Annotated in this window: 17 protein-coding genes and 2 riboswitches; of the genes, 4 read left to right on the top strand and 13 right to left on the bottom strand. The window is 36.7% G+C overall.

Annotated features, from left to right (window positions below):
- Positions 1-19: 19 nt before the first annotated feature.
- The 4 genes from EW028_RS01700 to ribE all read right to left on the bottom strand — a co-directional run bounded on the left by EW028_RS01700 (position 20) and on the right by ribE (position 3,387).
- Positions 20-1,459 (bottom strand): spore germination protein, encoded by a 1,440-nt coding sequence (locus tag EW028_RS01700; RefSeq protein ID WP_131519708.1) that lies wholly within the window; start codon positions 1,457-1,459, stop codon positions 20-22.
- A 137-nt stretch (positions 1,460-1,596) separates the two neighbouring features.
- Positions 1,597-2,079, bottom strand: a complete 483-nt coding sequence (gene ribH, locus EW028_RS01695) for a 6,7-dimethyl-8-ribityllumazine synthase (RefSeq protein ID WP_131519707.1) — start codon at positions 2,077-2,079, stop codon at positions 1,597-1,599.
- A 15-nt stretch (positions 2,080-2,094) separates the two neighbouring features.
- Positions 2,095-2,724, bottom strand: a complete 630-nt coding sequence (ribB, locus tag EW028_RS01690; RefSeq protein ID WP_131519706.1) for a 3,4-dihydroxy-2-butanone-4-phosphate synthase — start codon at positions 2,722-2,724, stop codon at positions 2,095-2,097.
- A 24-nt stretch (positions 2,725-2,748) separates the two neighbouring features.
- Complete coding sequence (ribE, locus tag EW028_RS01685; RefSeq protein WP_131519705.1) at positions 2,749-3,387, bottom strand: riboflavin synthase; 639 nt, start codon at positions 3,385-3,387, stop codon at positions 2,749-2,751.
- 199 nt (positions 3,388-3,586) lie between these two features.
- Positions 3,587-3,712: riboswitch (FMN riboswitch) on the bottom strand.
- A gap of 115 nt (positions 3,713-3,827) precedes the next feature.
- Positions 3,828-3,953: riboswitch (FMN riboswitch) on the bottom strand.
- A gap of 221 nt (positions 3,954-4,174) precedes the next feature.
- On the opposite strand from ribE, the gene EW028_RS01680 reads away from it, so the two are divergent.
- The 3 genes from EW028_RS01680 to EW028_RS01670 all read left to right on the top strand — a co-directional run bounded on the left by EW028_RS01680 (position 4,175) and on the right by EW028_RS01670 (position 6,931).
- Entirely contained in the window at positions 4,175-5,299 is a 1,125-nt protein-coding gene (locus tag EW028_RS01680; protein ID WP_131519704.1) for a YibE/F family protein, read from the top strand.
- Positions 5,296-6,072, top strand: a complete 777-nt coding sequence (locus EW028_RS01675) for a YibE/F family protein (protein WP_131519703.1) — start codon at positions 5,296-5,298, stop codon at positions 6,070-6,072. Before EW028_RS01680 ends, EW028_RS01675 begins: the two co-directional genes overlap by 4 nt.
- Positions 6,073-6,313: 241 nt before the next feature.
- Positions 6,314-6,931 carry an HAD-IA family hydrolase gene (locus tag EW028_RS01670; RefSeq protein ID WP_131519702.1) on the top strand — a complete coding sequence of 206 codons (618 nt, stop codon included), beginning with the start codon at positions 6,314-6,316 and terminating at the stop codon, positions 6,929-6,931.
- Between the two features lie 46 nt (positions 6,932-6,977).
- Here the strand turns inward: EW028_RS01670 and EW028_RS01665 are convergent, their stop codons facing one another.
- From EW028_RS01665 to EW028_RS01650, 4 genes are all read right to left on the bottom strand, one after another.
- Positions 6,978-7,802, bottom strand: coding sequence for a methyl-accepting chemotaxis protein (locus EW028_RS01665; protein ID WP_131519701.1), 825 nt, complete (start codon positions 7,800-7,802; stop codon positions 6,978-6,980).
- 97 nt (positions 7,803-7,899) lie between these two features.
- Positions 7,900-8,880 (bottom strand): VanW family protein, encoded by a 981-nt coding sequence (locus EW028_RS01660; RefSeq protein WP_131519700.1) that lies wholly within the window; start codon positions 8,878-8,880, stop codon positions 7,900-7,902.
- Positions 8,881-9,181: 301 nt separating this feature from the next.
- Complete coding sequence (locus EW028_RS01655; RefSeq protein ID WP_112117691.1) at positions 9,182-9,790, bottom strand: CAP domain-containing protein; 609 nt, start codon at positions 9,788-9,790, stop codon at positions 9,182-9,184.
- Between the two features lie 231 nt (positions 9,791-10,021).
- The gene (locus EW028_RS01650) at positions 10,022-10,651 is read right to left on the bottom strand and encodes a transmembrane-type terpene cyclase (protein WP_131519699.1); all 630 of its coding nucleotides are present in this window, start codon (positions 10,649-10,651) and stop codon (positions 10,022-10,024) included.
- A 158-nt stretch (positions 10,652-10,809) separates the two neighbouring features.
- Here EW028_RS01650 and pgeF point away from each other — a divergent pair, with 158 nt between their 5' ends.
- On the top strand, positions 10,810-11,574 hold the full coding sequence (gene pgeF, locus EW028_RS01645; protein WP_131519698.1) for a peptidoglycan editing factor PgeF: 765 nt from the start codon (positions 10,810-10,812) through the stop codon (positions 11,572-11,574).
- A gap of 36 nt (positions 11,575-11,610) precedes the next feature.
- Here pgeF and EW028_RS01640 read toward each other — a convergent pair whose 3' ends face one another.
- The 5 genes from EW028_RS01640 to EW028_RS01620 form a co-directional block, all read right to left on the bottom strand.
- A complete protein-coding gene (locus EW028_RS01640; RefSeq protein WP_131519697.1) occupies positions 11,611-12,723 on the bottom strand; it encodes a Ger(x)C family spore germination protein in 1,113 nt (370 codons plus the stop codon).
- The gene (locus EW028_RS01635) at positions 12,720-13,802 is read right to left on the bottom strand and encodes a GerAB/ArcD/ProY family transporter (protein ID WP_131519696.1); all 1,083 of its coding nucleotides are present in this window, start codon (positions 13,800-13,802) and stop codon (positions 12,720-12,722) included. Before EW028_RS01635 ends, EW028_RS01640 begins: the two co-directional genes overlap by 4 nt.
- 28 nt (positions 13,803-13,830) lie before the next feature.
- Positions 13,831-15,225, bottom strand: a complete 1,395-nt coding sequence (locus tag EW028_RS01630; RefSeq protein ID WP_053075663.1) for a spore germination protein — start codon at positions 15,223-15,225, stop codon at positions 13,831-13,833.
- 153 nt (positions 15,226-15,378) lie between these two features.
- The gene (locus EW028_RS01625; RefSeq protein WP_131519695.1) at positions 15,379-16,752 is read right to left on the bottom strand and encodes an amino acid permease; all 1,374 of its coding nucleotides are present in this window, start codon (positions 16,750-16,752) and stop codon (positions 15,379-15,381) included.
- A gap of 257 nt (positions 16,753-17,009) precedes the next feature.
- Complete coding sequence (locus EW028_RS01620) at positions 17,010-17,219, bottom strand: hypothetical protein (RefSeq protein ID WP_131519694.1); 210 nt, start codon at positions 17,217-17,219, stop codon at positions 17,010-17,012.
- Positions 17,220-17,263 lie beyond the last annotated feature (44 nt).

Here is a 17,263-nt window from a genome sequence, read left to right as displayed (position 1 = left end):
TGATCTCATCACAATATGCTTATTTTTTACTTGAAGTCCGTGTTTGATCTTGCGGCTTTAGAAAGGTAGGTCGTTTACTATAGCCCTTTGGAGATAGTCGCAATAGGGACTTACGTATATTGCCCTTTTCAAAATCGGCACTAAAGTTTACGTACGGCACTCCCAAGACTCTCATATTCGCAGTGTATAAAAGGATGAAAAACACGGATATAAAAAAACCAAATAAACCAAAAAATGCCGAAGCCATAATAATGATTAATCGAAAAATACTCATAGCCGTCACAAAGGATTGATTGACCAATGTAAATGCAGCGATACTAGAAATGGCAATCACAACAATCATTGAGGGGCTTGTAACACCTGCTTTAATCGCTGCATCCCCAATAATTAGTCCTCCTACCACACTAACGGAGCCACTGACGGCACTCGGAAGACGTAAGTTGGCTTCACGAAACAATTCAAACATAAATAGCATCATTAAAATTTCTAGAATGGTTGGGAAAGGCAATCCCGTTCTCGATTCGACAACCGTTGCCAGTAGTAAAAATGGAAGCTGTTCTTGATGATATGTCGTCAATGCAAGCCAAAAACCTGGCAGTAGCATACTTATTAATATCCCGACAATTCTGAGTAATCGTTCCATCGAGCTAACAATGAGTGGGTACTCATTATCCTCTGCTGATTTAAAGAGCAACATAATATTCGCAGGTGTAATTATGGCATAGGACACACCATCAATCATTAAGAGTATTCTTCCTCTAATTAAGGCCTGCATAGCAAAATCAGGTCTTCCTGTATAATCATGTCTTGGAAGAATTGTCGCTGTCTTTTCAATTTTTTCCATTAATAAGTCGCCATTGATAACAATATCCGTATCAATTTTTTGTAATTGAAGTCGAATTTGTTCCAGCATATTTAAATTCACAATGTCTTCCATATATAGTATGGCTACGGTTGTTTTAGAACGCTTACCAATTTCTAATGTCTCTATACTAAAAGAATTAGTCGGTAATCGCTTTCTTAATAAAGCAATATTAATAAAAACATCTTCAATAAAGTCATCTCTAGGTCCCTTTACTACTAGTTCTAATGTTGTTTCCCCAGGCTCTCGATTGGGTCTTTTTGAAATATCACTAGAATAAAGTAATTGATTTTCTTCAAAATACAGTAAAACATGGCCTTTATAGACCCTAGTTACCGCATCCTCTTTCGATAAAATCTTTTGTAAATAGGGAATGTGTAAATGCTGTTCAATTTCTTCCTCTAGCATGTCCTCCGTGACATTGCATAACAAAGATTGAACACGTTGAACAACCACAGTTTGAAGTATTTGCTCATTGACCATTGCATCACAAGTAATCAAATGTACTGTATATTGCTGAAAATTATATTGTTGGAAAATCACATCAGCAGAGCGTTGAAATAGTGATTTCAACATTTTCAAATTAATTTGTTCCATTGATGAAATACTTCTCATCTCCTACTGAGCCAGCTCAAGATTAGTACATTTATGAAACAATCACCTTCAATAAATACACTTAAGCATATTTTTCCCATGGTTGTTCAAAATATTCAAAGAAACAAATGTTGTGACGACTATTCAAATTGTCCTGATCCAATCATTTTCTTTAGATTTGCCATCTCAATTGCAGACATTGCAGCATCATAGCCTTTATTACCAGATTTCGTTCCTGCACGTTCAATTGCCTGTTCAATATTTTCGGTAGTAACAATTCCAAAAATAACAGGTACATTCGTTGACAATGACACATTGGCAATGCCTTTTGCCGATTCATTACAAACATAGTCATAGTGTGTTGTAGAGCCACGAATAACAGTACCTAAACCAATAATAGCATCATATTTCTTGGTTTCTGCCAGTTGTTTCGCTATAAAAGGAACTTCAAAAGCTCCTGGCACCCATGCAACATCAATAGATGCAGAATTAACCCCATGACGAGTTAAACCATCCATTGCCCCATCCAATAATTTGCTAGTAATAAACTCATTAAAACGACCCACTACTACTGCAATTTTCAAATCCGTTCCAATTAATTGTGCTTCAAATGTTTGACCCATTGTTCCTTCTCCTTTTTACATAGAAATTTTAGTTTTATTAGTGGATAATTGTTGACGATAAGCAACCAATGCTTCTATCGAGATCATTTTTAAGCCATGATGTGCAGCGTAATTTGTTAGTTCTTCAAACCGAAGCATGTGCCCATCATCACCCATAATTTCGCAAATAACACCTGCAGGTACGCTATGACAAAGCTTCGCTAGATCAATAGTGGCCTCCGTGTGTCCTCTCCGTTCCAGCACGCCTTGCTCTTTCGCAATCAACGGAAAAATATGGCCTGGTCGACGAAAATCAGTTGGCTTAGCTTGCTTTTCTACCATCCTTTGTATCGTTAGCGCACGCTCAAAGGCGCTAATCCCTGTCGTTGTTTCTACATGATCGATACTTACCGTAAATGCGGTTTGATGGTTATCTGTATTGTGCTGAACCATTGGATATAAATCTAGCTTTTGTGCAAGCTGCTGTGAAATCGGCGTACAAATTAAACCTCTACCATTGGTTGCCATAAAGTTGATTGTTGCTGGTGTGATGAATTCAGCGAGTGCCAGAAGATCTCCTTCATTTTCTCGATCCTCATCATCAACCACCACAATCATATTGCCCTGCCTTAAATCCTCTATGGCTTCTTCAATTGAATGTAGCACGATGATCAACTCCTATTCTGTGATTTAAAAACCATGTTGTGCTAAATAATCTCTTGTAATAGCTGGCGTTGTTTGCCCCTTTTTTAATTGCCCTATAATGTATTTTCCAACTAAATCGGTTTCGATATTAACGATTGCTCCAACCCTCTTCATACCTAAAACGGTTTCTTTGTAAGTATGAGGAATAAGTGAAATTGTGACACTCTTGGCTTCAACATGAAAAAGGGTTAAGCTTGTGCCATCAATTGTTATGGAACCCTTTGGAATACAGAAGTTGGTTAGTTCCTCTGACAATTCGATATCAATATAAACGGCGTTTGCTACTGGACGTTTTCGCAAAATTTTGCCGACTCCATCAACATGACCAGCAACAAAATGGCCACCAAATCGCCCATTAGCAGGCATGGCACGCTCCAAATTAACAGAATCACCTATTGCCAGCTGCTGTAGATTTGTTGCTTTGACTGTTTCAGGCATAACATCCATCGTAAGCTGCTGTTGTGTGAAATTTGTCACAGTTAAACAAACTCCATTGACCGCTATACTGTCACCAAGCTTGACATCCTCTGTTATCTTAGCTGATTGAACCGTAATTTCCATACTGTCCCGATCGCTTTGCACGGCTTTTATGATACCAATATCCTCTACAAGTCCTGTAAACATTCCATCACCTACTCTACTTTATTAGCACTTCTATCCTTTACTTTTACAGTTTATCCATCTGTTTTTGTGTCTTATCCTTCTCCCTTCTCTCGTTAGCAATAAAAAATAAAAACCCCTTTACATCAAAGGGGTTTTGGGAGTATAAGACATCAACAAATAAGCCTATTTGAAAACAAATTTTTCATAGACTGTCATCTCATTCGTTCTTCTCCCATCCAGACTATCACTGTCGGTTTTGGATTTGCACCAAATCAGCTTGCGCTCACGGACTTTGAATTGCTTCATCACCGCCGATTGGGAATTTCACCCTACCCCGAAGAACATCTTCTATTCAATTGTGCTAAATAAAAAAACTTCCCACAAGATGATTGGGAAGATTTGTAGTAAATGCATAGTCAAATAAACCTTCTAAATTAGAATCAATTTAAAAAGTTCGCATTTTTACCCTTCTCCCATCCAGACTGTAACTGTCGGTTTTGGATTTGCACCAAATCAGCTTGCGCTCACGGACTTTGAATTGCTTCATCACCGCCGATCGGGAATTTCACCCTACCCCGAAGAATATTTTTATTTAGCTAGTCTTACGATAACACTATTTTATTATATTATCCATCCTTCTTTTTAAATTTTTTTCGAAGCATAAATTTTAAACAGCTCTGACGAGACTTGAAAAATGTAAAAGATGTTAATAAAATGATGTCATTTAACCTGTTTATGGAACTTCTTAATCAACAAAACGTTCCTTTACAAGTGACTATTCAGTCTAGGCCGTTTGGAGGTCATTAATTTGACATTTTTAAAAAATATACCTTTTAAACAAGCTGTTTTCTATGCCCTATTAGCACTCTGTTGTGGGGTTTCGATTGTTTTCGTAAGTCATAACGAACAATTTTATGATCGACCGATAGCAGAAATAACGCAAGTGGATGTAATAGAATCCGAACCGATGACAGATATGTATGAAAATGAGGATTTTTTGTTTACACAGGAGATGATGGCCATTATCAAAAATGGTCAGCATAAGGGGCAATTCATTCATTTGACGAATGACTATTCTTCATCTGGTGCTTTTGATCAAGAATATCATGTAGGCAATGAAATCTTTGTCACGCTAGATGATCGCACAACACAATCAGTTTTAACAGGAACCATTCTCGATTTAAAACGAGATCAAACCATGGTAATAATTGCATGGATTTTTATTTTTGCCCTACTTATTATAGGTAAAAGACAAGGCTTATTTTCTATCATTAGCTTGGGTGTCAATGCTGTGATTCTATCATTCGCATTAGATCTTTATGTGAAGCATGGGGGCGTAAGCCTGTTATTAGTCAGCGGCATTTGCGCCCTGCTATTTACGATTATTTCGCTACTACTTATTAGTGGATTGCATACAAAAACATATGTAGCCATCGTGTCCACACTTTTAGGCACTGTTATAGCGCTTATCATAAGCTCTATTGTAATGTGGTTGACAGGTGAAAATGGTCTTCGTTATGAAGAAATGCAATTTTTAACACGTCCCTATCGTACCGTCTTTATGGCAGGTTTATTTATTGGCTCACTCGGGGCAGTAATGGATGTTTCTATTACAATGGCTTCCTCGATTTTTGCTTTATACGAGCAAGATCCTACAATCTCTGTCAAGGCTCTGAAATCTTCGGGACATGAAATCGGTAAAGATATTATGGGTACCATTACAAGTATCTTATTCTTTGCCTACCTTTGCGGCTCCATACCTATGATTATTCTCTATTTAAAAAATTCTTCCACATTAGGGCTTACATTGTCCTTAAATCTTTCTTTAGAATTAGCCCGTGCCTTAGCAGGGGGTATTGGTGTTGTCCTTACGATTCCTATCAGTCAGTATACCGCTATATTTTTCATTAATCGAAAGAGGGTTCGAGGATGAATGTTGTCGTCTTATTAGCAGTTATATTATGCGTGTTAATGGTACTTGTCGGCGGTAGACAGGGGATACGCTCATTTCTTTCTTTATTCCTAAACTTTGGTGTGCTCTTTGTCACCATTTTTTTAATGACAAACCCTAAAAATAGCCCTATCATCTTGACGTTTATTGCATGTACGGTCATTAGCTGTATTAGTCTTTTCTATATCAATAAAACAAACAGTAAAACCATTACAGCCTTTATCTCGACGATGATAACGATAGTTGTGTTACTACTCTTTATTACCTTTGTAACGGAAAAGTCGATGATCCAAGGGTTTGGCGAAGAATCAACTGAAGAAATCAGCATCTTTTCTCTCTACGTCGGTGTTAATTTTGTGCAGATAGGTGCATCAGTCATCATTATGAGTACGATAGGTGCCATTATGGATGTAGCCATTTCCATCGCTACCTCTATGCATGAGATTTTTTATCGCAATCCTTCGATGAGTAGAAAAAAACTATTTGCAGCTGGCTTAAATATAGGAAGAGATATATTAGGAACCGATACTAATACGTTATTTTTTGCTTTCTTTGGTGGCTATTTAAGCTTATTAATCTGGTTCAAGGACCTCTCCTATTCGATTGGGGAAATTGTTAACTCCAAGGTTTTTAGTGCCGAAATGACAACCATTTTTTGTGCAGGAATCGGCATTGCATTGATTATTCCGATTGCCGCCTGCATCAATGCCTTTTATTTAATTCGAACACGCGAAAAAACAGAAAAACTTTTATAATAATTACCAGTACCTATCATAAAACACAATAAAGCCGAGGTGTCTCAATGGACTTTTAAGACACCTCCTTTTGTTGTACCATTTTCATTGCAATCGCCGTATTTTCTGATAATATTTACCATAAGATGTTTACGTACGCTCAAAATGGTTGTTATTTCAAGAATACTAGATTGCCCATTCCATGTAACATTTTTTAGCATAGAACGTCAATACAACGAGATGAAAAAGGAGAAAGTTTGCAATGAAGCATATTATCTTTGATTTTGATGGGACGCTTGCAAATTCTACTGCTGTGTTTGCATCAGCATGGAATACTTTAGCCCAAAAATATAAATTTAAAGGCATTGAATTGAAGGAAATTGATACATTAAAAAAATTATCAATTTCAGAACGCAGTAAATTATTCGACTTCCCAATGTATAAGTTACCTATGATTTTACCGCAATTTTATAAATTGTATCGTCAATCATTAAATGATGTGCATCTTTTCGATGGAATGAAGGAACTATTAATAGAGATTGATAAAAGAGGCTATAAAATCCTGATTATTTCCTCAAACTCTAAAGAGAATATTTTAGAATTTCTTAAAATGAATGGTATTCATTGTGTAGCAGATGTACTTTGCTCCAACCGCATTTTTGGTAAGGACAAAGTAATGAAAAAGTTTTTAAAGGAAGCAAATGTCGACTCGTCTAACGTCGTATACATTGGAGACGAGCAAAGGGATATTGTTGCTTGTAAGAAAGCCGGTATACCAATTATTTGGGTGGAATGGGGCTATGATGCCAAAGAAGTCGTGCAAAATGACGAACCTGAATACAGTGTCTCAACACCGCAGGAAATTTTAGAGATCATTTAATCATGAAAAAGGATAATAGCACTTGTCTATTATCCTTTTTATATGCCTATCCTTTGATGTCACTAATTTGCATTAGCTTTTCTGCTGTACTATTAACCCCTTTGTAGGCATCTGTTAATTCATGCATACTCGCAGCAAACTGCTGTGTAAACGCAGCAATTTGATTTGTTGATGCATTGACCTGATCGATGGATTGTTTAATATTTTCTAGTTGCACAGTTATGCTATCAGCACTTTCTGTGCTACTCTGGGACATTTTTTGTATTTCAGAAGCGACCACCGCAAAGCCACGCCCATGCTCACCTGAACGTGCTGCTTCTATCGATGCGTTTAGACCAAGAATTCTCGATTTCATAGCTAAATCTTTTACTAAATGGACAATCACATTAATTTGTTCAATATCGCCTGTCATCGATTCCGCGAAATTAGATAGCTCTTCCAAACGATTGGATACATCCTTACTGGCAGTGGCTAATCCATCATTTGTAGCTGTCATTTCTTCTACGGCACTCGAAAGCTCAGTTGCCAATAGACGCATACTATCCATTTTTTCGTTCGAAATAATGGCACTTACTACGCCAATAATACGTCCTCCTTCAAAAATAGGCTGGGCAGAGGCGATATAGGCCATACCAAAACCTTCTGCGCTACGCTCCTCTTTCACAAATTTTCCTGAACTTAACGCTATTTCTGTTGCTGTACCTCGATATTTATGTACTGGGTCACCAACCCCAACTTTTAAGTCAACCTTTTTTCCTGGTTTGTAGGCAAGCACTTTTTCCGTATCTGCCACGATGACACAAGCATCCTCTGGGTAAGTTGCTTGGTATAAATCAATCGAATCAATCGTTGCTTGTAGTTTAGGATGCATTGTCTTTTCCCCCTAAAATTTTCTGAATTGTATCAATTTAACTATATCATGCGATCCGAAAAAAGACACCAACGTCCAGTGGTGTCTCCTTACAACATTATGGTTTTTTCAATAATTCTACATATTTTTCTGCCGTTCGAATTTCAATTGTTAGAGAATTCTCTCCATAGCTTGCCTTAATTAAAAATGGTACATCATTTGAGTTTTGAAACCTAAAATCTAACGTATCATAAGAAACCGTAGCATCTCTTCCTTTTGGGACATATCCTACATCTAACGAATGATGATGGCGCTCAACATATTTGACGGGAATTTGGTCTACTGCATTAAACAAGGTTGAAGAAGTTTGACAGATTCCACCACCAATTCCCATGACTACCTTCTTATTAATAATTTCAGGTGCGGGTTGATAGCCATTTGCCTCATCTCTTGGACCCACAATTGTATTAAAAGAAAAATAATCGCCACTGCCTACAATCACATTATGAATGGCTCTAGCAGAGAGCTCAATATTTTTATTTCTTCCTAAATCAGCACGATTGAAATAAGTTGTATAAGATGCAACAACCACTTCCTCTAATAAAGGAAGATCCTCAAAATAATAGCCACTTTCTGTTATATAGAGCGGCATTTCTACCTGACCGCCAGTCGCAGAAGCTTCGATAATACGCTCCACTAGCTCACTTTCCTTTAAAATGATTTGCGGCTTCCCCTTGATCACTTGCCCGTTTTCATCCAATCGATCAAGCATCATACGCTGATCATAGCCATTTGATGTGTCCGTTCCTCTCGCCCATTCCCTTGCTAATTGTTCGATATGCTTTTGATAGGCTTGTGGGTCCGTATCGAAGCCAAATTCCTTTGGAGATATTGTTTTAAGTACCTTACTCGTAGTTGGATCAACAACCTCTACAATAGGATCAATCATTTGTTCTTGTTCATATGTAACAGGTTGCTGTATTTCCTCACGTTGTTGAATTTTTTGTTCTAGCTTGTTATCAGGGACTGCTGTTTTTTCACAACCTACGAGACCCGTCATACAGATAACGCAACATGTAGCTAACCACTTCTTTTTCAACCATAAACACCACCTCTATCTTCATACTACAGAGACATCTTATTCGTCTATTGCTCATAGTGTGTTGTTTTTTGGTTATTTTTATTTGTCAAGATAGCAAAAACAGGCTACATTATCCTTAGCCTGACATATCTAAAGATAGTTTGATGTGTATTCTTGTAGTTAATTAACCTTTTAATGATTTAGGGGGATTAATTCTAGAAGAAGTAATATACGCTTCCAATACGGTATACTTTAGAATTTAACGCGAAAAAGAGCATCTACTAGCTATCACAAAAGCCAATAGATACTCTTTCTTTTTTTATTTTTGAATAAACATTTGTGTCCAGTAATTACCTTCCTGTACATAGCCTACACCAATATGTGTGTAGCTTTTATTAAGGATATTGGCACGGTGTCCTTCACTGTTCATCCAGGCCGTTACAACTTCCTGTGCGGAGCGTTGGCCCTTCGCGATATTTTCACCAGCAGATTTATACGTAATACCGAAGTTTTTCATCATGGTAAAAGGTGTACCATACGTTGGACTTGTGTGGTCAAAGTAATTTTTATCCTGCATATCTTGCGACTTATATTTAGCAACCCTTGATAGCTCCCAATCTTCTTGCAATGCTGGAAGACCTGCTTTTGCCCGTTCTGCATTGACAAGTTTCACAACCTCTTGTTCAACTGTTGCCTGTTCTTTTACAGGGACATTAATTTTTTGACCTGGAGAAATTTGATTTGGGTTAGCGAGTTGTGGGTTGGCATCAATTAATTCCTGTACACCCGTTTCTGTTTTTAATGCTATTTTCCATAGCGTATCACCAGATGTCACTGTATAGGATTCGGCGGCCATTGCCGCAACTGGCACTAATAATGAAGTTGCTACTACTGAAGCTAGTGCTACTTTTTTTATTTTTTTAAACATGTTAATCACCCTTCCTAATTGCTCTACCATTATCGTAAATAGTTTTTGAGCCATAATCATCACAAAATATTTGGAAGGATTTTTACAATTGTATGACAAGCTCGCCATATGTTTAGTTAAAGCCCTTTCTCTCGCTATTCTTTCCCATTGGAATTGTCATCAAGTTGCAATATGTTTGTAATTGGCATACATTACTAATAGATTCAGTGATCAATTGCTGCACAAAATATCCTATTTTGCTAATTGCTTACGCTGTAATCGATAAATTAAGAGAATATAGAGCCAATCATAAAAGAGCGTTGCTACAGAAATAACGGTAATTAAAGGTGTGCGGAAGTATAGATAAAAGCCTACCGCTGCAAATAATGTACCCACCATCTTACAAACTGCTATCCCCATGGATTGACCAGCTAAATTCCCTCTTTGCAAGAGTAAAGCAATAAATAGACCTGACATCATAAGATTTTGAAAGAATGCTACGTACTTTCCTTCAAAATCTTGAAATTCATAGACTATACCTAAAATGATCAGCATGCTAAAGATTAACGTGATCAAAAAGGAGAAATACAATAGCTTTTTTGATAGCATCTTTCGATATTCATTTGGCGCATAACGTAAAAATTGCATCAAAATAAAGACATCCAATACAAACCAAATCAGCGTAATATAGCGTTGCAGGTCATTTTGTGGGTAGAAAAAGGCAAAGATAAATTCCCATGAAATATTGGCACAAATAGCGACCATAGGCATGCCATAGGTTTTATCTTGCCATCCTTTGTAAATAACAAGTATATATGTAAAAATCCAAAAAAGACCCATTCCTACTTGGCAAATGAATAATATGTCTTGTTCACTCAACATTCACGCTCTCCCCCTCTCTAGCATTCCTTCTACTATATGAGGAAATCGATTCTTTATGTCTAAAAGTTTGATAGACGGGTAAAGGAGTAGCTAAATAGTAAAAAACGGCAACCTATACATTCCACAAGCGATCCTATATAGTAAAACGAGGTGATTAAATGAAAATAAAAATGTATATAGAGAATGAGCAATTTATCGCAGGAACGACCTTAAAAGATGAGATGGAGATTGAACACAATAATATGGCTTTGCATAGTTGCCATGATGTTCAAGCTATCATTAACAATCGTCAGCATTTAGCTGCGACATTGAACTGTGATTTACAAAATTTTATTTGTACAGAGCAAACACATAGTGCGAACTTTCATAAAGTCACATTAGCTGATCAAGGACGAGGAGCTGCACAAATGGATACAGCGGTGAAGAATACAGACGCGCTTTATACAGTTGAGCCTAACTTACTATTATGTAGTTTTACGGCAGATTGCGTGCCCGTTATTTTTTATAATGCTGTGAATGGACTTGTCGGTGTGATTCATTCGGGATGGCAAGGAACAGTCAAAGAAATAACACCCAAACTGTTTCAGCATCTTATGAATGAAGAACAGTGTCGACCTGAGGACTTTCATGTTCAAATCGGTATGGCACTGAGTCAGCAGAAATTTGAGGTAGACGCAGATGTATATGAAAAATTTCACAGTCTTGGTTATGCCGAAGAATTTATGTATTACAATGCAGAAACGAAAAAATACCACATTGATAATCAGCAGACAGTCAAAAAGCAATGTGAGCTTGCGGGTATTCCAGTGAATCAAATACAAATTGATGAAACCTGTACATTCCTTAGTCCCGATGGCTTTTCTTATCGTCAAGATAAACAAGCTGGAAGACATTTAAGCTTTATTATGCGAAAAACACACTAACAGCAAAGACCCTTCTTATCGAATGGGTCTTTGCTGTTATTTTAAAGTACCTGTACTAATAATGGACGTTTCTACATGGATCTTCACGTCTAATTTTCTAATAAGCTCTCTTGTTTTTTTCGATGTCCATTTTCCATGATGATACATTCTAAATTCTTCACTTAAGCCAGCTGGATCTACCTCTGTTTTATTTAATCGTGCTAAAAATTCACTAATATCCTGTTCCAACTGTTTATTCACATCTTTTTCCAGATCACTAATGCTTTCAACTGTAAATAAATGTGATTCTCTTTCTCCCTTATATTCGCTTAAAGTACCCTTTATTTTTAAGAAAATCGTTAATTTGGGTGATTCCATATTTTTATTACTCTCTTTTTTCACACTGCTCTCGATTAAATCAATCATTACCTTTTCTTCTCCATGTCCTGCATTTAAATCAAGATGCAATGGAGCAAGATTTTTCTGTCCACTTAAAGCTTGAATAACTAGTGCTTCCTCAGGTTTAATTAATTCATGCATCTGATTCCCTTTAAATATGGCAACGCCTTTAATCTCTAATTTCTCCCCTCGTTTTTCAACATAGGGTAATACTACATCAACTACTGGATTGGTAATCGAATACATAAAATCATGAATATTTGTATTGGGATTAAAAGCAGTATTGATACTCGGCTCTAATAGATTGTTCAAATAAAAATTAATACTTGGCTTATCAGGGTAATCCCCTTTTAAAATCGCTTCCGCATTATCCTTCACAACAGCTATCAATACTTTATTACCTACTTCCGCATTGCGATATAAGTGCTGAACAATTTTTCGAACATTCCCTTTCCGCGCAAAATCTTCGTTTACTAAGACAACTCGCAATTGATTGAAGACTATTTTTTTATCGGATTGCTTTTCTATTTCCACGATGCCGCTTGATACTAAATCTGTTGTGATAGAAAAAGTTTGTGTGTCTTTTTCTGCGTCTGGAGAATATTGGGGGATCGCTACTGTGAGTCTCATCTGGTTCTCATCGATATAGTCAAAAGCCATCGAGTCTACCATCCCAACATCTTCTAGAGGAACTTTTAATTCTTTTTTAGAACAGCCTGTAAGTAAAACGAAAATCAAAAAAGAAATGATGCATAGATGTTTATTTTTCATACCTGCACCTGCTTTTTTCGAATAACATATATCAGGATTAAAAACACTGGCCAGCTTACAAGCACATAGCCTACATAGTTACTTGCCATAAATAATTTTTCTTGGAATTCACGCGAAAAGGGCATTTTTACAATAAAGAAAATGATCAAGGCGATGATATACAACTGATAACTTTGCTTTTTCTTTTTAAGGAAGGTATCCATCCCCCTTTTTGCACACCATACATAGGCTGTAATCGAGGATAAGATTAGAAAAACCCAAAGCGTAATGCCAATGATATCGATTCGCTCAATAAAGGTAAATTCTCCTGCCTTAAATAGGTTTAATACTGAAAACTCTACATTTTTTAACTGCCACTCTGAATAATACATGACGCTAATAGCTGTTGTGATAAAGCATAAAAATATACTAATCCAAATACCGATTAAGGAATGACGAAATGCCTTTTTTTGATCGATGATATATGGAAAATAAAATAGAATTAATTCGTAACCAAGGATAGAAAAATATCCTTGCTTTAACGCTTCATAAAATTCCTGAGGCGTAAAATTAAAGAGAGGCAAAAAATGACTTGGATCACCTTTTTCAATGGCCCAGCGCGTAAAATAGAATAATCCAATGGTAATAAAAAATGTCATTATACAAAATCGTGCAATAGATTTAATACCCCCACTTACAATATAAATAAGTAGCAGTAAAAAGCAAAGTACAGGCAAGGTGATGGTTTGTTCCTGCAATGCTGTACTTTGAATTAAGTGCATATAATTACTAATAATCCCTGCACTAAAAACAATAAATTGAATAATGACGAGTAGATTTATAAATTTTCCGAGCCATTTTCCCAATAATATTTCATTCATTCGAAATAAATCATCATTGGGAAACTTCGAACAAAGCCATACCATCGCAAATAGTGTCAGGCTAGCAATCACACCAAAGAGAAGAGGCATAAATGATTGTGTGTAGCCCATAGGACTTATTTTCTGAGGGAGCGAAAGGATACCGGTACCAATCATAATACTTTGCGCTAAGAAGATGACATGATAACGATTTAAGACCTTTCCTTTTGTTGTATTCAAAGTTAACCACCTCATTCTCATTCTGACACTATTTTTTCTGTACTTTTGAAATACCAGTCTTACTTCTTATATATTTAGTTGGAAATCGGATGACACTATCCAATAAATCGCTTGGCTTTCTTGGAATGGCAGGTGTCATATAATGCGTCCCTAAGGATTTGAGACTTAATAGATGGTGGATTAACCACGCAAAGGCGAGCATCTGTCCAAACAAGCCAAATAAACCTGCTGATAAGATAAAAATATAACGGATAAATCGGCTAGTATTACTCATTAAGAAAATGGGCGGTAAGAAGGAAAGTAGTGCTGAGGTAGCAACTAATACAATGAGTATATTACTGAGTAATCCAGCTTCTACGGCAGCTGTACCAATTACAATACCTCCTACGATACCAATGGTTTGTCCGACTTTGGCAGGCATTCGGGAACCTGCTTCTCGCAACACTTCAATAATAAGCTCGATAAATAATACCTCAATCAGTGGTGGAAAAGGTACCTTACTTCTTGATTCTTGAAGATTTAGTAATAATTCATATGGCAAAATTTCTGGGTGGAAGGTTAAGGCTGATATATACATTGGTGTAATCATGATCGTTAAGAAAAAACCAAAAAAGCGCAGCATCCTTAATAAAGATGCTGTTGTCCAACGGTTGTAGTAATCCTCAATTGACACGAACATTTCAAAAAAAGATGTGGGACAGACAATAGCTAGTTGACTATTATCCATAAAAACGACGATTCTACCATCCAGCAGATAACGGCAAATACTATCTGGACGGACTGTCATGTAATATTGAGGAAAGGGCGATAATGGATTATCCTCAATTAATTGCTTCAACACGGATATATCCGTAAATAACGGATAATCTACCTGGTCAATACGGTTTCTTAAATCATCTAAATTTTCATGGCTCACGATATTATCCATATACATAATCGATATTTTAATATTGGCTTCTGACCCAACAATTCGGTTTTCATTTTTTAGCATGGAGCTTTGAATCCGTCTTCTCACTAACGATATATTCGTTTCCAGTGATTCTGTAAATGCATCCTGTGGACCAATTACAGTCGACTCTGTTTCCGTATCCGTAATGGCTCTTGTAGGCGCGCTATACGTGTCGACGCTTAATAGGGCGTTGGTTTCGTGAAAAAAAAGAAGGGTTTGCCCAGCATTCAATTTTTTAACGACACCCTTCACATCCTTCGGGTCCACATATTGAGCCATTTGATGAATTTGTTTCAAATTATTAGCTAGTGGAATCGTCACCATGGTTTGTAAAGTCATTTTTTCGATGAGTGAGGAGAAATAAATGACCGTCACATCCCCTTCTTCTGTAGCGATCATTTTCAGTTTTACGTCATCGACTTCGTTAATCTCTTGCTTTAATTTAGCGACAATCTGCTCGGGTATCTCGTTCATTTTCGCTCCACCCCTTTTGTTCCGATAAATACCAGTCCATATCACTCAGTTTTTAGTAGTTTGTCTTTTTTTCATTTAATTATGTAAAAATTGTGCTAGCAAAAATAGCCATACAAAAAGGATGCATCCCAATTAGAGATACATCCTTAAAGGTTATTCTATAGAATCTTTGCTGTATCGGTTTTTACCAATACCAAATACGTAGTAGCTAATGGTTACGAGAATCAAGAAAATAATGCCCACTATTAATGACACGCGTGTATCATCATTGAACCACATGCCGACTAGTACCATGATTAAAAAGATGATTGTTACATAGTTTGTAATCGGTGCGAACGGCATTTTAAAAGGATGCTTTGCTAGCTGCGCTCCCTTTGCTTTTCTAAAACGAATTTGACTGATTAAAATGATAAACCATGGAATCATCCCTGGTAAAACACTTGCACTATACACATAAACAAATAAGTTTTCAGGGGCAATATAACTTAAAATAACCCCAACGACTAAGCCAACTAATACGCCCGCTGTTCCAAATAAAGGCACGCCATTACTAGAAAGCTTAGCGAAAAATTTTGGTGCTTGTCCATTCATAGCAAGTGTATATAACATACGTCCAGCACTATAGATTCCACTGTTACACCCTGACATTGCAGCTGTGATGACGACGAAATTAATAATACCTGCAGCAGCTGTGATACCTACCTTAGCAAATGTCGCAACGAAAGGACTACCAATTGTGCCAAGCTCATCCCAAGGATACACTGTAACAATGACAAAGATTGCACCGATATAGAAAATTAAAATACGCCAAATAATGCTTTGGATGGCATTCGTAATCGTTTGTTGAGGATTTTTTGCTTCTCCTGCTGTAATCCCAATGAGCTCCACCCCTTGATAGGCAGCAACGACTAAAGATAAGGCAAAGAAAAATCCTGTCCAGCCACCTGTAAAGAAGCCACCGTGACTCCAAAGATTGGATAAGCCAATTGCTATTCCATCATTGCCAAAGCCAAAGAAGATAAGTCCGACCCCAGCAATAATCATTAAAATAATCGTAACAATTTTAATCATCGCAAACCAGAATTCAAATTCTCCAAAAGATTTGACAGAAATGAAGTTTGCCACACCCAAAATCACCATTGCAATTAGACCAGGTATCCAAGCTGGTAATTCTGGATACCAATATTGCATATACGTTCCTACTGCTATAATTTCAGACATCCCAACAATAACCCACTGGAACCAGTTACTCCACGCTGTTAAATACCCTGCTAAAGGATGAATATATTTATAGCCAAATGTGGCAAAAGAGCCTGTACTTGGCTCCATATAAAGCATCTCACCCATTGCCCTCATAATGAAAAAAATAAAAATACCTGCAATACCATAGGCAAGGAGTACAGAAGGTCCTGTCCATTGAATAGCACTTGCTGAGCCCATAAATAGCCCAACACCAATCGTACCGCCAAGTGCAATCATTTGAATATGACGTGCTTCTAATCCTCTTTTCAATTCCTTATTGGCCACTCCATAACGCCTCTTTTCCTGTTGTTCTTTCTACGATGTTTTTACTTTAAAATAATAATCAATTTTTCTAAAAAAGACAAATGTATTTTTAGGAAAAACAAAAAATATTGATATTTTAATAGAATAACAAAAAATAGGTAATAACGACGATTTAATTGATGTTTGTACGAAATATGGTGTTACTTCAACATAATTTAAATCAGAAAATTCAAAAAAACTCTATTCCATTCAAGTCGAAAGGAATAGAGTTTGCTTCGTTATTGTAATAAAGTTTGTTCGTGTAATTTAGCAGAGAAGTATTTACGTGCATCTGCTGTTAGAATTTGTAGCAAAGTCACTTCTTCTTGACGTGCAAATTCTACAAACATCCCACTTAAATTTTCGTAGACATATTTGATTTTAAAGCCACTATCTAAATAATGATCTACTTTTTGAATTTCCTTTGTGCTTTGTTGGAATTCAGACATGCCATCACCTCACCTTCTTTTGAAAATGTCTTGATGTTGTCTCA

This window comes from Lysinibacillus sp. OL1, assembly GCF_004332175.1.
Lineage (GTDB): Bacteria > Bacillota > Bacilli > Bacillales_A > Planococcaceae > Lysinibacillus > Lysinibacillus capsici.
The sequence above is the reverse complement of the archived record's forward strand: the minus strand, read 5'-3'. Positions and strand labels throughout refer to the sequence as shown.

Excerpts from the sequence above, each read along its gene's own strand:
- ribH (WP_131519707.1), bottom strand. The coding sequence starts at position 2,079 with ATGGGTCAAACATTTGAAGCACAATTAATTGGAACGGATTTGAAAATT.
- EW028_RS01620 (WP_131519694.1), bottom strand. The coding sequence starts at position 17,219 with ATGTCTGAATTCCAACAAAGCACAAAGGAAATTCAAAAAGTAGATCAT.
- pgeF (WP_131519698.1), top strand. The coding sequence starts at position 10,810 with ATGAAAATAAAAATGTATATAGAGAATGAGCAATTTATCGCAGGAACG.
- ribE (WP_131519705.1), bottom strand. The coding sequence starts at position 3,387 with ATGTTTACAGGACTTGTAGAGGATATTGGTATCATAAAAGCCGTGCAA.
- EW028_RS01665 (WP_131519701.1), bottom strand. The coding sequence starts at position 7,802 with ATGCATCCTAAACTACAAGCAACGATTGATTCGATTGATTTATACCAA.
- EW028_RS01675 (WP_131519703.1), top strand. The coding sequence starts at position 5,296 with ATGAATGTTGTCGTCTTATTAGCAGTTATATTATGCGTGTTAATGGTA.
- EW028_RS01650 (WP_131519699.1), bottom strand. The coding sequence starts at position 10,651 with ATGTTGAGTGAACAAGACATATTATTCATTTGCCAAGTAGGAATGGGT.
- EW028_RS01700 (WP_131519708.1), bottom strand. The coding sequence starts at position 1,459 with ATGGAACAAATTAATTTGAAAATGTTGAAATCACTATTTCAACGCTCT.
- EW028_RS01655 (WP_112117691.1), bottom strand. The coding sequence starts at position 9,790 with ATGTTTAAAAAAATAAAAAAAGTAGCACTAGCTTCAGTAGTAGCAACT.
- EW028_RS01630 (WP_053075663.1), bottom strand. The coding sequence starts at position 15,225 with ATGAACGAGATACCCGAGCAGATTGTCGCTAAATTAAAGCAAGAGATT.
- EW028_RS01670 (WP_131519702.1), top strand. The coding sequence starts at position 6,314 with ATGAAGCATATTATCTTTGATTTTGATGGGACGCTTGCAAATTCTACT.
- EW028_RS01640 (WP_131519697.1), bottom strand. The coding sequence starts at position 12,723 with ATGAAAAATAAACATCTATGCATCATTTCTTTTTTGATTTTCGTTTTA.